The organism is Isoptericola sp. GX10416, assembly GCF_056590155.1.
In genome coordinates this window covers 12,335-24,419 of the sequence record NZ_JBWPVO010000011.1, presented here as the reverse complement: position 1 = coordinate 24,419, position 12,085 = coordinate 12,335, and the positions used below count along the sequence as shown (strand labels likewise).

Annotated in this window: 12 protein-coding genes; 10 read left to right on the top strand and 2 right to left on the bottom strand. The window is 72.5% G+C overall.

From position 1 onward, the window contains the following. The first annotated feature begins 110 nt into the window (after positions 1-110). The 4 genes from pstS (at position 111) to pstB (ending at position 4,142) form a co-directional block, all read left to right on the top strand. A complete protein-coding gene (gene pstS, locus ACWAT2_RS14975; RefSeq protein WP_402374184.1) occupies positions 111-1,238 on the top strand; it encodes a phosphate ABC transporter substrate-binding protein PstS in 1,128 nt (375 codons plus the stop codon). A gap of 129 nt (positions 1,239-1,367) precedes the next feature. After that, positions 1,368-2,354 (top strand): phosphate ABC transporter permease subunit PstC, encoded by a 987-nt coding sequence (gene pstC / locus ACWAT2_RS14970; protein WP_402374186.1) that lies wholly within the window; start codon positions 1,368-1,370, stop codon positions 2,352-2,354. After that, the gene (gene pstA / locus ACWAT2_RS14965) at positions 2,354-3,316 is read left to right on the top strand and encodes a phosphate ABC transporter permease PstA (RefSeq protein ID WP_402374188.1); all 963 of its coding nucleotides are present in this window, start codon (positions 2,354-2,356) and stop codon (positions 3,314-3,316) included. The genes pstC and pstA overlap by 1 nt, the downstream gene beginning before the upstream one ends. 46 nt (positions 3,317-3,362) lie before the next feature. Continuing rightward, on the top strand, positions 3,363-4,142 hold the full coding sequence (gene pstB / locus ACWAT2_RS14960) for a phosphate ABC transporter ATP-binding protein PstB (protein WP_402374190.1): 780 nt from the start codon (positions 3,363-3,365) through the stop codon (positions 4,140-4,142). A 145-nt stretch (positions 4,143-4,287) separates the two neighbouring features. On the opposite strand, the gene ACWAT2_RS14955 is transcribed toward pstB, so the two are convergent. Then, positions 4,288-4,758, bottom strand: coding sequence for a hypothetical protein (locus ACWAT2_RS14955; RefSeq protein WP_402374192.1), 471 nt, complete (start codon positions 4,756-4,758; stop codon positions 4,288-4,290). A gap of 249 nt (positions 4,759-5,007) precedes the next feature. Between ACWAT2_RS14955 and ACWAT2_RS14950 the strand changes: the two genes are divergently transcribed. Genes ACWAT2_RS14950 through ispF form a run of 3 tightly spaced genes read left to right on the top strand, consistent with a single transcriptional unit; the run spans position 5,008 to position 6,724 of the window. After that, positions 5,008-5,490: a CarD family transcriptional regulator gene (locus ACWAT2_RS14950; RefSeq protein WP_098464588.1), complete on the top strand. Its 483-nt coding sequence runs from the start codon at positions 5,008-5,010 to the stop codon at positions 5,488-5,490. After that, the gene (ispD, locus tag ACWAT2_RS14945) at positions 5,487-6,224 is read left to right on the top strand and encodes a 2-C-methyl-D-erythritol 4-phosphate cytidylyltransferase (RefSeq protein ID WP_402374531.1); all 738 of its coding nucleotides are present in this window, start codon (positions 5,487-5,489) and stop codon (positions 6,222-6,224) included. Before ACWAT2_RS14950 ends, ispD begins: the two co-directional genes overlap by 4 nt. Next, positions 6,221-6,724 (top strand): 2-C-methyl-D-erythritol 2,4-cyclodiphosphate synthase, encoded by a 504-nt coding sequence (ispF, locus tag ACWAT2_RS14940; protein WP_402374194.1) that lies wholly within the window; start codon positions 6,221-6,223, stop codon positions 6,722-6,724. Before ispD ends, ispF begins: the two co-directional genes overlap by 4 nt. A gap of 3 nt (positions 6,725-6,727) precedes the next feature. On the opposite strand, the gene ACWAT2_RS14935 is transcribed toward ispF, so the two are convergent. Further along, a complete protein-coding gene (locus ACWAT2_RS14935) occupies positions 6,728-8,092 on the bottom strand; it encodes a D-arabinono-1,4-lactone oxidase (RefSeq protein ID WP_402374196.1) in 1,365 nt (454 codons plus the stop codon). 44 nt (positions 8,093-8,136) lie between these two features. Here ACWAT2_RS14935 and ACWAT2_RS14930 point away from each other — a divergent pair, with 44 nt between their 5' ends. The 3 genes from ACWAT2_RS14930 to rlmB are packed head-to-tail and all read left to right on the top strand — an operon-like array spanning position 8,137 to position 11,810. Then, on the top strand, positions 8,137-9,330 hold the full coding sequence (locus ACWAT2_RS14930; RefSeq protein WP_402374198.1) for a type III PLP-dependent enzyme domain-containing protein: 1,194 nt from the start codon (positions 8,137-8,139) through the stop codon (positions 9,328-9,330). 54 nt (positions 9,331-9,384) lie between these two features. Then, positions 9,385-10,818 (top strand): cysteine--tRNA ligase, encoded by a 1,434-nt coding sequence (gene cysS, locus ACWAT2_RS14925; RefSeq protein WP_402374200.1) that lies wholly within the window; start codon positions 9,385-9,387, stop codon positions 10,816-10,818. Continuing rightward, positions 10,818-11,810 (top strand): 23S rRNA (guanosine(2251)-2'-O)-methyltransferase RlmB, encoded by a 993-nt coding sequence (gene rlmB / locus ACWAT2_RS14920; protein WP_402374202.1) that lies wholly within the window; start codon positions 10,818-10,820, stop codon positions 11,808-11,810. The genes cysS and rlmB overlap by 1 nt, the downstream gene beginning before the upstream one ends. The last annotated feature ends 275 nt before the right edge of the window (positions 11,811-12,085 follow it).

Genomic DNA, 12,085 nt, shown 5'->3' with positions numbered 1-12,085 from the left:
TCATGAGTCGTTCACCTGCTCCTGGTCACCGGGTCATCTGGCCTCCTTAGCGTTCCATCCGAACGCCGGCGGCCGCCGGTGCCACCACATGCGTGAAGGATGGACGACTCGTGAACCTCAGCCGATTCACTCGTGCAGGATCTGCCGTCGCCGTCGGCGTGCTCGCCCTGAGCCTCGCCGCGTGCGGCTCGGACCCCGAGCCTGCGGACACCGCCTCGGGCGGCGACGGCGCGGAGTCGACGGAGACCGGCGACGCGACGGCCTCGCTCTCCGGCGAGCTCTCGGGCGGCGGTGCCTCGTCGCAGGAGGCCGCGATGAACGCCTGGCGCGCCGGCTTCCAGCAGGCGAACCCGGACGCCACCGTGAACTACGACCCGGTCGGTTCGGGCGGCGGGCGCACCGGGTTCGGTGACGGCTCCTACAAGTTCGCCGGCTCGGACGCCGCGCTGGACGACGAGGAGCTCGCCGCCGCCGAGGCTCAGTGCGGCCCGGACGGGGTCATCGAGTTCCCCGGCTACGTCAGCCCTGTGGCGGTGGCCTTCAACCTCGAGGGCGTCGACTCGCTGAACATGCAGCCCGAGACGATCGCCAACATCTTCCTCGGCGAGATCACCACCTGGGACGACGAGGCGATCGCCGCGGACAACCCGGACGCCGAGCTCCCCGGCACGGCGATCACCGTGGTGCACCGCTCCGACGAGTCGGGCACGACGGAGAACTTCGAGGAGTACCTCTACACGGTCGCACCCGACATCTGGACGACCGAGCCGTCCGGTGTCTGGCCGATCGACGGCCAGGAGTCCGCGCAGGGCACCTCCGGGGTCGTCGGCGCCGCCCAGGCCGGTGACGGCACCATCACCTACGCCGACGCCTCCCAGGTCGCCGACCTGGGCACCGTCGCGGTCGGTGTCGGCGACGAGTTCGTGCCGTACTCGGCCGAGGCCGCCGCCGAGGTCGTCGCCCAGTCGCCGCGTACCGAGGGCACCAGCGAGTACGTCTACTCGATCGACCTGGAGCGCGACATCCCGGGCACCTACCCGATCGTGCTCGTGTCGTACTCCCTCGCCTGCACGTCCTACGACGACGCGGAGACCGCCGAGCTGGTCAAGGGCTTCCTGACCTACCTCGCCAGCGAGGAGGGCCAGCAGGCCGCCTCCGACGCCGCCGGTTCCGCGCCGCTGTCCGACACGATCCGCCAGGCGATCATGCCCGGCATCGAGTCGATCTCCGCGAGCTGACCCGACCACAGGCTCCGGCCGGCGGCCGGGCGCCACGCCCACCGAGGCGCGACGCCCGGCCGCCGGCACCGCCGTCTGGCACCAGAGCAGAGTCGAGAGCAGCGCACCCAGCATGAGCGAGGAATCCGAGTGAGCATCACCGACAGCCCGCCTCGAGCGGGCACCCGCGCGGTCCGCCGACGGCGGTCGTCCGACCGCGGCTTCAACCGCGTCTTCCGCTGGATCGCCGTCGGCGCCGGCGTCCTGATCCTCGTCGTGCTGGCCGCGGTCGCACTGTTCCTGCTGTGGCAGGCATGGCCGGCGATCACGGCGGGCAGCACCGAGCTCGCGTCGGCCGTGCCCCGCTACCCGGAGGACACGTCCCTCCTGGGGTACGTGGGACCCCTCGTCTTCGGCACGCTCCTGGCCGCGGTCCTCGCACTGTGCCTGGCGGTCCCGGTGGCGATCGGCATCGCGCTGTTCATCTCGCACTACTCGCCGCGGCGCCTGTCGCAGGTGCTGGGCTACCTCGTCGACCTGCTGGCCGCGATCCCCTCGGTCGTCTACGGCCTCTGGGGCTTCCTCGTGCTGGCCCCCGTGCTGACGCCGGTCTGGCTGTGGCTGAACGAGAACCTGAGCTGGATCCCGCTGTACGGCGGCCAGGCGTCCACGACCGGGCGAGCGATGGCCACGGTCGGCGTGGTGCTGGCCGTGATGATCCTGCCGATCATCACCGCGGTGTCCCGCGAGGTCTTCCTCCAGACGCCCAAGCTGCACGAGGAGGCGGCGCTCGCCCTCGGCGCCACCCGCTGGGAGGTCGTGCGCACCGCGGTCCTGCCCTTCGGGCGGTCCGGCGTGATCTCCGCGGCCATGCTCGGTCTGGGCCGCGCGCTCGGCGAGACGATGGCTGTGCTGATGATCATCTCGCCCGGGTTCTCCTACAGCCTGGACATCCTCGCCGCGGGGCAGCACCAGACGATCGCCGCGTACATCGCCGCAGACTTCCCGGAGTCGACCGGGCTCGGCATCAACACGCTGATCGCGACCGGCCTCGCCCTGTTCGTCATCACGCTGGCCGTCAACATGACCGCGCGCTGGATCGTCGCGCGCCGCAAGGAATTCTCGGGGGCCAACTGATGAGCGTCGCGACCGGAACCACGAACACCGCGGACGCCACCGAGCGCACCCGCGCCCTGCTCACGGCGGCCGACCCGGGCCGCCGCCGCACCGACCTCGTCATGCGGAGCCTCATCTGGTTCGCCTTCGCCCTGGCGATGGTCCCGCTGGTCTGGCTCCTGTGGACCGTCACGGTCGAGGGCGTCGGCCGGATGAGCATCGACTTCCTGTCGCTGTCGATGCGCAACATCTTCGGCGGCGACCCCACCGGCGGCATCTACCACGCGATCATGGGCACGCTCGTGATCACCGGGATCGCCGCGCTCATCTCCGTACCGGTGGGCGTGCTCACGGCGATCTACCTCGTCGAGTACGGGCGCGGCTGGCTGGCCAAGGCGGTCACGTTCTTCGTGGACGTCATGACCGGCATCCCGTCGATCGTCGCCGGGCTCTTCGCCTTCTCGCTCTTCGCCCTCTTCCTCGGCCCGAGCGCCCAGATGGGCTTCATGGGCGCCATCGCGCTCTCCGTGCTCATGATCCCGGTGGTGGTGCGCTCCTGCGAGGAGATGCTCAAGCTCGTCCCGAACGAGCTGCGCGAGGCCTCCTACGCGCTGGGCGTGCCGAAGTGGTTGACGATCGTCAAGGTGGTGCTCCGCACCTCGATCGCGGGCCTGACCACGGGCGTGCTGCTCGCCGTCGCCCGCGTCATCGGCGAGACGGCCCCGCTGCTCGTCACCGTGGGCGTCACCGACTCGATCAACATGAACCCGTTCGACGGCCGCATGATGACGCTGCCCGTCTTCAGCTACCGGCAGTACCACCAGGGCTACGCGCCCTGCCCGTCCGGCGAGTCGGCGTCGTGCGTGGCGGACATCGCGTTCCAGAACGCGTGGGGCTCCGCACTCGTGCTCATCGCGATCGTCCTGGTCCTCAACATCGTCGGCCGACTGGTGAACCGTTGGTTCTCCCCGAAGCTGCGCTGACGCGCAGACCCGCCGACCAGACGCAGCTCAGAAGAAGGAAATAACGATGGCACAGCGCATCGATGTCAAGGATCTCAACATCTACTACGGCGACTTCCTCGCCGTGCAGGACGTCGCGATGACGATCGAGCCCGAGTCGGTGACGGCCCTCATCGGCCCGTCCGGCTGCGGCAAGTCGACGTACCTGCGCACGCTCAACCGGATGCACGAGGTGATTCCTGGTGCGCGCGTCGAGGGCAGCGTCCAGCTCGAGGGCGTCGACCTCTACGGGTCGGACGTCGACCCGGTCGCGGTGCGCCGCAACGTGGGCATGGTGTTCCAGCGACCCAACCCGTTTCCCACGATGTCGATCCGCGACAACGTGCTGGCGGGCGTCAAGCTCAACAACAAGCGGATCTCCAAGGCCGACGCCGACGACCTGGTCGAGTCCTCGCTGCACGGCGCCAACCTGTGGAACGAGGTGAAGGACCGCCTCGAGAAGCCGGGGTCCGGACTCTCCGGCGGGCAGCAGCAGCGGCTGTGCATCGCTCGGGCCATCGCCGTGAAGCCGCAGGTGCTCCTCATGGACGAGCCCTGCTCGGCCCTCGACCCGATCTCGACCATCGCGATCGAGGACCTGATCGGCGAGCTGAAGAACGACTACACGATCGTGATCGTCACGCACAACATGCAGCAGGCGGCGCGCGTGAGCGACCGGACGGCATTCTTCAACATCGCCGGCACCGGCAAGCCGGGCAAGCTGATCGAGATGGACGACACGTCGACGATCTTCTCGTCGCCGGCCGAGAAGTCGACCGAGGACTACGTCTCCGGCCGCTTCGGCTGACCGCGGGGTAGTACCGCGCCTGCCGAGGCAGTACCGCCGGCCGCCGCGTCGCAACGAGAAGGCCCCTCCCGCTCGAGCGGGAGGGGCCTCTTCCTACTACCTCGACGGCGCCGCTACTACCTCGGCGCCGCTACTACCTCGGGGGTCAGGGGAGGTACTCGGCGTACTCCGGGAGCGTGCCGTCGAGGACGGGCAGGTAGAAGTCCTCCGTCGCGCCGGCGGCGGAGAGCGACGCCTCGAGGTTCGCGCCGGGGATCGCCGCCACGGAGCCGAGCATGACCTGCTCGCCGTCCTCGGTGCCGAGGTAGACCGTCCCGTTCGCGGGCACGGGGACGCTCACCGGGCCGGAGCCGGGGGTGGTCAGGACGAACTCGACGTCCTCGGAGGACTCGTTGGCGAGAGCGCCCAGCACCCTGCCCTGCTCACCCTCGGCAGCGGACACGACCATCAGGTTGAGACCGCGCACGTCGGCGTCCTCGAAGTCGACACGGCTGCCGTCCGAGGGCGAGTAGGCGAGCTGCGTGGTGATCGGTGCGCACGCCCCCAGCAGCAGCGCTCCGACGGCGGCGCCCGCGACGGCGAGGGTGGTTCGGGCAGGACGGGCGGAGCGGGCCACGTGCTCTCCTTCGGCTGGAGCGTGCGTGCCGACAGCGGGTCTTGTGCACGCGTTGTGTCACTGGATGGGAGGACGCAGAGCGCCCGGCGCTATCCTAGTGCGGTTCGCCGACCTACATCCACCGAGGTTCCCGGCAACGCTCTGACCTGCGGCGATGCTGTCGCGAGCCACGGCGTGAACGCCTCCGGGCACGCAGAGCGAGCCCTTTCCCGTGATAGACTCACCTACTGGGAAAGGGGACATCTACAGATGACGTTCACAGTAGGCGAGACGGTTGTCTACCCGCATCACGGCGCCGCGCTGATCGAAGAGGTCAAGACGCGCAAGATCCGTGGTGAAGAGAAGATGTACCTCAAGCTCAAGGTCGCCCAGGGCGACCTGACGATCGAGGTCCCGGCCGAGAACGTCGACCTCGTCGGCGTGCGCGACGTGGTCGACCAGGAAGGCCTCGACAGGGTCTTCGACGTGCTGCGCGCCCCGTACACCGAGGAGCCGACCAACTGGTCACGGCGGTACAAGGCGAACCTCGAGAAGCTCGCGTCCGGCGACGTGATCAAGGTCGGCGAGGTCGTGCGCGACCTCTCGCGCCGTGACGCGGACCGTGGGCTGAGCGCCGGCGAGAAGCGCATGCTCGCCAAGGCTCGTCAGATCCTCGAGTCCGAGGTCGCCCTCGCCGAGGGCGTCGACGAGGAGAAGGCGGGCGCCATCATCGACGAGGTGCTCGCCTCCTGACGACGCTCGCGATCCTCACCGCGGCCGGCTCCGGCACGCGGCTCGGGCGGGACGTCCCCAAGGCGCTGGTCGAGGTCGGCGGCCTGCCGATGATCACGCACGCCGCCCGGGCGCTGGCGGGCTCCGGCGTGGTGGACGTCCTCGTCATCACCGCGCCGCCGGGTCGCAGCGCGGAGATGCGTGCCGCCGTCGGCCCGCTCGATCTCGAGCTGCACGTGGTCGACGGCGGCGTGACGCGTCAGGCGTCCGTCGCCGCCGGGCTCGCCCAGGCGGTCCCGGGCACGGACGTCGTCCTCGTGCACGACGCCGCCCGGCCGTTCACCCCGCCCGCGCTCGTCCGGCGCGTCGTGGCGGCCGTGCGCAGCGGGCATCCCGCCGTCGTCCCCGGCCTGCCGGTCACGGACACGATCAAGCGGGTGGCGCCCGACGACGGCGCCCCGGCCGGACGCTCCGCCTCCGGTGCGCCCGTGGTCGAGCGAGTCGTCGAGACCCCGGACCGCAGCGTGCTGCGTGCCGTGCAGACGCCGCAGGGCTTCGACCACGACCTGCTGGTCCGGGCGCACGCCGAGGGCGCCTCCCGGGCAGCCGCCGAGCACCTGGCCGCCACGGACGACGCGGGGCTGGTCGAGGCGCTCGGTGAGCCCGTGCACGTCGTCGCCGGCGACGCCGCGGCGCTCAAGATCACCACGGAACGCGACCTCGCCGTCGCCACCATCCTGCTGGAGGAACGATGAGCGCCCTGCCGCGGACCGGCGTCGGCGTCGACGTCCACGCGTTCGCCCCCGAGGGTTCGGACCGTGAGCTGTGGTTGGGCGGTCTGCACTGGCCGGGGGAGCGTGGGCTGGCGGGTCACTCGGACGCGGACGTCGCGGCGCACGCGGCAGCCGACGCGCTGTTCTCCGCGGCGGGCATCGGCGACCTCGGGTCGCACTTCGGTACCAGCGAGCCCGAGTGGGCCGGGGCGAGCGGTGCGGCCCTGCTCGCGGAGGCCGCGCGCCGGGTGCGTGCCGCGGGCTTCGAGATCGGCAACGTCGCCGTCCAGGTGATCGGGAACCGGCCGAAGGTCGGGCCGCGCCGGTCGGAGGCGGAGGCGGCGCTGTCGGAGGCTGCCGGCGCACCGGTGTCGCTGAGCGCGACGACGTCCGACGGGCTCGGGCTCACCGGTCGCGGCGAGGGCGTCGCGGCGGTCGCGACGGCACTGGTCGCCTCCCACGACGCCGAGGGTCGCCCCTGACGCTCAGGGAGCGCCGAGGACCCGGTCCGTGTACGCGTTGCGGAACGTTCCGGCGGGGTCGACGACGGCACGGACGCTCGCGACGTCGTCGAGCGGGTAGTGCTCGGCCAGGTCGTCGGCGGTACGGGTGTGCAGCTTGCCCCAGTGCGGTCGCCCACCCGCGGCCACGAAGATCTCCTCCGCCGCGGCGAAGTACCGCTCGCGCGGCATGCGGTGGTACTGGTGCACGGCCACGTACGCCGTCTCCCGGCCGCGCGCCGTCGAGAGCCACACGTCGTCCGCCGCCGCGCAGCGCACCTCCACGGGGAACGGCACCGGTTCGCCGGACGTCCGCAGCCAGGCCGCGAGATCGGTCAGCACCTCACGCAGGGCCTCCCGGGGCACGGCGTACTCCATCTCCGCGAAGCGCACCCGCCGCCGTGTCACCAGCACGCGGTCCGACGGCGCCACGTACGTGCGGTCGCCGAGCGCGGCCGCGCTCACCCGGTTGATCCGTGGGACCCAGCGGGGGGCCGCGGCCGCCAGCCGCATGGCGACCCCGAGGGCACCGTTGGCCAGCACCTCCTCGTCGAGGATGGTGCGCGCCCCTGCGCCCAGACACCGCACCGTGCCGGCGAGGCCCTCCTGACGCTCGGCGTGCGCGGCAGCCTCGTCACGGTCCAGGGGGTCGTTGCACCACGTGAGCATGCGGTCCGTGCCGGGGAACCAGTAGGCGTCGACCCGTTGGTGCTGCGCCACGAGCTCGTCGTAGCCCTCCACGACCTCGCGCCACGGCCGTACCGTCTCCGTCGAGCGGAGCAGGTAGGCCGGTACCACCTCGAGGGTGACAGCGGCGAGCACGCCCACCGTGCCGAGACCGAGCCGGGCCACCTCGAAGAGCACCCGCTCGGGCGAGCCGGCGGGGTCGTCGTCGGTCACGGTGCGCACGGTGCCGTCGGCGTGCACGAGTCGCAGGCCGCGAACCTGGGTGGCCAGCCCGCCGAGCCGGGCGCCCGTGCCGTGCGTACCGGTCGAGATCGCGCCGGCGACCGACTGTCGGTCGATGTCGCCCAGGTTGCGCATCGCCAGGCCGTGCGAGGCGAGGATCGCGTTGAGCTCGTGCAGCCGGGTGCCCGCTCCCACGGTCACGAGCGCACCTCCCGAGGGCAGCCGCTGCATCGACTCCAGGCCACGCAGGTGGTCCAGGCTGAGCAGCAGCCCGTCCGTCACGGCCGCGTCGGTGAACGAGTGCCCGGCCCCGACGGCGCGCACCCGCAGGCCGTCGGCCGCCGCGCGGGCCACCATGGCGCGCAGCGCCGGCTCGTCGCGGGGCGTCGCACGCTGTGCCGGTTCGGCGGTGAAGGTCCGCCCCCAGGTGGTGAACGTCACGGCGAACACTCTGCCACGCCGGGCCGCCGGTGTACCGTGCGTGCATGGGCGAGACCGAGCGGCTGACCAGGGCCACGGACGGCCTGCCCGCGCCGCTCGCCGTCGTCGACCTCGACGTGTTCGACGCCAACGCGGCGAGCCTGCTCAGCCGGGCCGGCGGCACCCCGGTCCGCGTGGCCGCCAAGTCGGTGCGGGTGCGCTCGCTGATCGAGCGGGCACTGGGGGCCGGGTTCGCGGGCGTCATGGCCTTCTCGCTGGACGAGGCCATGTGGCTGGTGGGCACCGGCGTGCGCGACGTTCTCCTCGGCTACCCGACGGTCGACGCCGGAGCGCTCGCCCGGCTCGCCGGCGACCCGGTCGCACGCCGCGAGATCACCCTCATGGTCGACGACGTCGCGCAGCTCGCGCTCGTGCGGACCGCGCTCGCCGGACGGGACGCAGCAGCCGGAGAGCCCGCGCTGCCGGACGTCGCGGTGTGCCTCGACGTGGACTCCTCGCTGCGGGTCGGGTGGGGTCCCCTTCAGCTCCACCTGGGCACCCGGCGGTCGCCGCTGCGCAGCCCGGAGCAGGTCGCCGCGCTGGCGGTCGAGGTGGCCGGCACCGAGGGTCTGCGCCTGCGGGGCCTGATGTTCTACGAGGCGCAGGTCGCCGGCGTGCCCGACACCCCGGCGGTCCGGGTGGTCAAGGCGCTCTCCGTGCCGGACGTCGACCAGCGGCGCCGCGGCATCCTCGCGGCGGTGCGTGCCGCCGTCGGGCACGACGTCGAGCTGGTCAACGCCGGTGGTACGGGCTCCCTCGAGACGTCCGCGGCCGGGACCGGGGTGACCGAGGTGACCTCGGGGTCCGGGCTGTTCGTCCCCGGCACGTTCGACGCGATGCGCTCCGTGACGCAGCGGCCGTCCGCCTTCTTCGGGCTCGACGTCGTGCGGAACCCGGGGCCCGGGTGGGCGACGGCGTTCGGCGGCGGGTACATCGCCTCCGGCCCCGCGGGCCGGTCCCGCCTGCCGCGGCCGGTCACTCCCGGTTGGGCGCTGACCCGGCAGGAGGCCGCCGGCGAGGTGCAGACGCCGTTGCGGCTGCGGGGTGGGCGTCCTCTGGACGTGGGGGACCGGGTGTGGTTCCGTCACGCCAAGGCGGGCGAGCTGATGGAGCGGTTCGCCGCCGTGCACCTGGTGCGCGGCGACGAGGTGGTCGGGACGGTGCCGACCTACCGTGGCGAGGGTCGCACCTTCGGCTGAGGGTCCACGCCGCCCGGCTCCGAGGAGCGGCGACCAGGCCGGTACCCTGGACCGGTGACCTTGCACCTGTATGACACCGCCACGCGCACCGTGCGCGAGCTCGTCCCTCGAACCCCTGGCAAGGTCGGCATCTACCTGTGCGGCGCGACCGTCCAGTCGTCGCCGCACGTCGGCCACCTGCGCCCCGCCGTCGCGTTCGACGTGCTGCGCCGCTGGCTGCAGCGCAAGGGTTTGGACGTGACGTTGATCCGCAACGTCACCGACATCGACGACAAGATCCTGACCAAGGCGGCCGCGGCCGGGGTCGAGTGGTGGGCGCACGCCGCCACGTACGAGCGGGAGTTCACCGCCGCGTACGACGCCCTGGGCGTCCTGCCGCCCACCTACGAGCCGCGCGCCACCGGCCACGTGCCGCAGATGATCGACCTGATGGAGCGACTCGTCGAGTCGGGGCACTCGTACACCACCGGGCCCGGCAACGTCTGGTTCGACGTCCGCTCCTGGCCCGCCTACGGCGAGCTGACCACGCAGCGGCTCGAGGACCTCAACCCCGAGTCCACGGACGACGCCGTCGCGACGGAGAAGCGCGACCCCCACGACTTCGCGCTGTGGAAGGCGTCGCGGCCCGGGGAGCCGGCGACCGCGGCCTGGGACACGCCGTTCGGGCGCGGCCGGCCGGGCTGGCACCTCGAGTGCTCCGCGATGGCGCGCCGGTACCTGGGCGAGTCCTTCGACATCCACGGCGGCGGTCTCGACCTGCGGTTCCCGCACCACGAGAACGAGCAGGCCCAGTCCCGAGCCGCGGGCTACGGGTTCGCCGACCGGTGGATGCACTCGGCCTGGGTGACCCAGCAGGGCGTGAAGATGAGCAAGTCGCTCGGCAACGGGCTGCTCATCGGCGAGGTGCTCGCCAAGGCGCCCGCTCCGGTCGTGCGCTACGCCCTCGCGGCGGTCCAGTACCGCTCGATGCTCGAGTGGGGGCCGGACACGCTCGACGAGGCGCGTCACACCTGGGAGCGGCTCGTCGGCTTCGTGGCACGCGCCTCCGAGCGCGTCGGTGACGTGTTCCGCACAGAGGTCGCCACGTCGGCGCTGCCGCCGGCCTTCGAGGCAGCGTTGGACGACGATCTCAACGTCCCGGCCGCGCTCGCCGTCGTGCACGAGACGTTGCGCTCCGGCAACAGCGCCCTGGCCGCAGGGGACGACGACGGCGCTCGCCTGGCGCTGGTGACGCTGCGGGGGATGCTGGACGTGCTCGGCCTCGACCCCGCCGACCCGCACTGGGCCGCGGAAGCCGACACCAAGGTGGCCGACGCGCTCGACGCCGTTGTGCGCGCGGAGCTCGAGGCGCGTGCCGCAGCCCGAGCCGCGAAGGACTGGGCCACCAGCGACGCGATCCGGGACCGCCTCGCGGCGGCGGGCGTCGTCGTGCAGGACTCACCGGACGGTGCCCGCTGGGCGTTGTCCACCACGGAGGAGAACAGCTGATGGCGGGCAACTCGCAGCGTCCCGGCGCGAAGCGCAAGGGCAGCACCAAGAAGGGCGCACAGGTCGGTACCGGCGGCCACAGCCGCAAGGCGCTCCAGGGCAAGGGGCCGACGCCGCGGGCCGAGGACCGCACCTACCACCCGGCGCACAAGAAGAAGGTCGCCGCGGAGAAGCGGCAGGAGTCGCAGAAGGCGCAGGGCGCACGCAAGGGCGTCTCCCGCGGCACGCGCAAGGCGACCGGTGGCGCGGAGGTGGTGGCCGGCCGCAACGCCGTGCTCGAGGCGCTGCGCACGCAGGCTCCCGTCACGGCCGTGCACATCGCCGAGCGCATCGACCACGACGACCGCACCCGCGAGATCATCGAGCTCGCCTCGATGCGGGGGGCGCGGCTGCTCGAGTCGTCGCGCGGGGCGCTGGACCAGCTCACCGAGGGTTCCGTGCACCAGGGCGTGGCGCTCGAGGTGCCGCCGTACGAGTACAAGGACGTCGAGGACCTGCTCGATGCCGCCGCCGACGCCGGGGAGCCGCCGCTCATCGTGGCGCTCGACTCGGTCACCGACCCGCGCAACCTCGGGGCCGTGCTGCGGTCGGCGGGCGCGTTCGGCGCGCACGGCGTAGTGGTGCCCTCCCGGCGCTCGGCCTCCGTCACGGCGTCGGCCTGGAAGGTCTCGGCCGGGGCCGCGGCCCGCGTGCCGGTCGCGAAGGAGACCAACCTGGCGCGGACGCTGACCGACCTGAAGAAGGCGGGCCTGTTCGTCGTCGGGCTCGACGCCGGCGGCGACACCGAGATCCGGGACCTGGCCTTCGCGACGGACCCGCTGGTGATCGTGGTGGGCTCGGAGGGCAAGGGGCTCTCGCGCCTGGTCCGCGAGACCTGCGACGCGGTGGCGTCGATCCCCATCGCGTCGTCGGTGGAGTCGCTCAACGCGGGCGTGGCCGCGGGGATCACACTGTACGAGGTGGCGCAGGCCCGGGCCGCGGCCACCGCCTGACGCCGAGGTAGTACCGGATTGCGCGAGGTAGTGGGACGCGCGCCGAGGTAGTGGGTCGCGTGACGAGGTAGTTGGCCCGGTCGGGTTCCGCCGGGTGTCGGGCGCCGTGCACGGTCGCGTTCACGGGCGCTGGGCGCCCTCCACTTCGGGATTGACGACCGTGCACGGCACCCGACACCCGGCTTGAGCGTTTGCGCCCGGGCGCTACCTCGCGCCGTCGGGCACTACCTCGGCGCGAGCGCTACTACCTCGGCCGAACCGGTACTACCTCGGCC

Excerpts from the sequence above, each read along its gene's own strand:
- ACWAT2_RS14950 (WP_098464588.1), top strand. The coding sequence starts at position 5,008 with ATGACGTTCACAGTAGGCGAGACGGTTGTCTACCCGCATCACGGCGCC.
- pstB (WP_402374190.1), top strand. The coding sequence starts at position 3,363 with ATGGCACAGCGCATCGATGTCAAGGATCTCAACATCTACTACGGCGAC.
- ACWAT2_RS14930 (WP_402374198.1), top strand. The coding sequence starts at position 8,137 with ATGGGCGAGACCGAGCGGCTGACCAGGGCCACGGACGGCCTGCCCGCG.
- pstA (WP_402374188.1), top strand. The coding sequence starts at position 2,354 with ATGAGCGTCGCGACCGGAACCACGAACACCGCGGACGCCACCGAGCGC.
- ispF (WP_402374194.1), top strand. The coding sequence starts at position 6,221 with ATGAGCGCCCTGCCGCGGACCGGCGTCGGCGTCGACGTCCACGCGTTC.
- rlmB (WP_402374202.1), top strand. The coding sequence starts at position 10,818 with ATGGCGGGCAACTCGCAGCGTCCCGGCGCGAAGCGCAAGGGCAGCACC.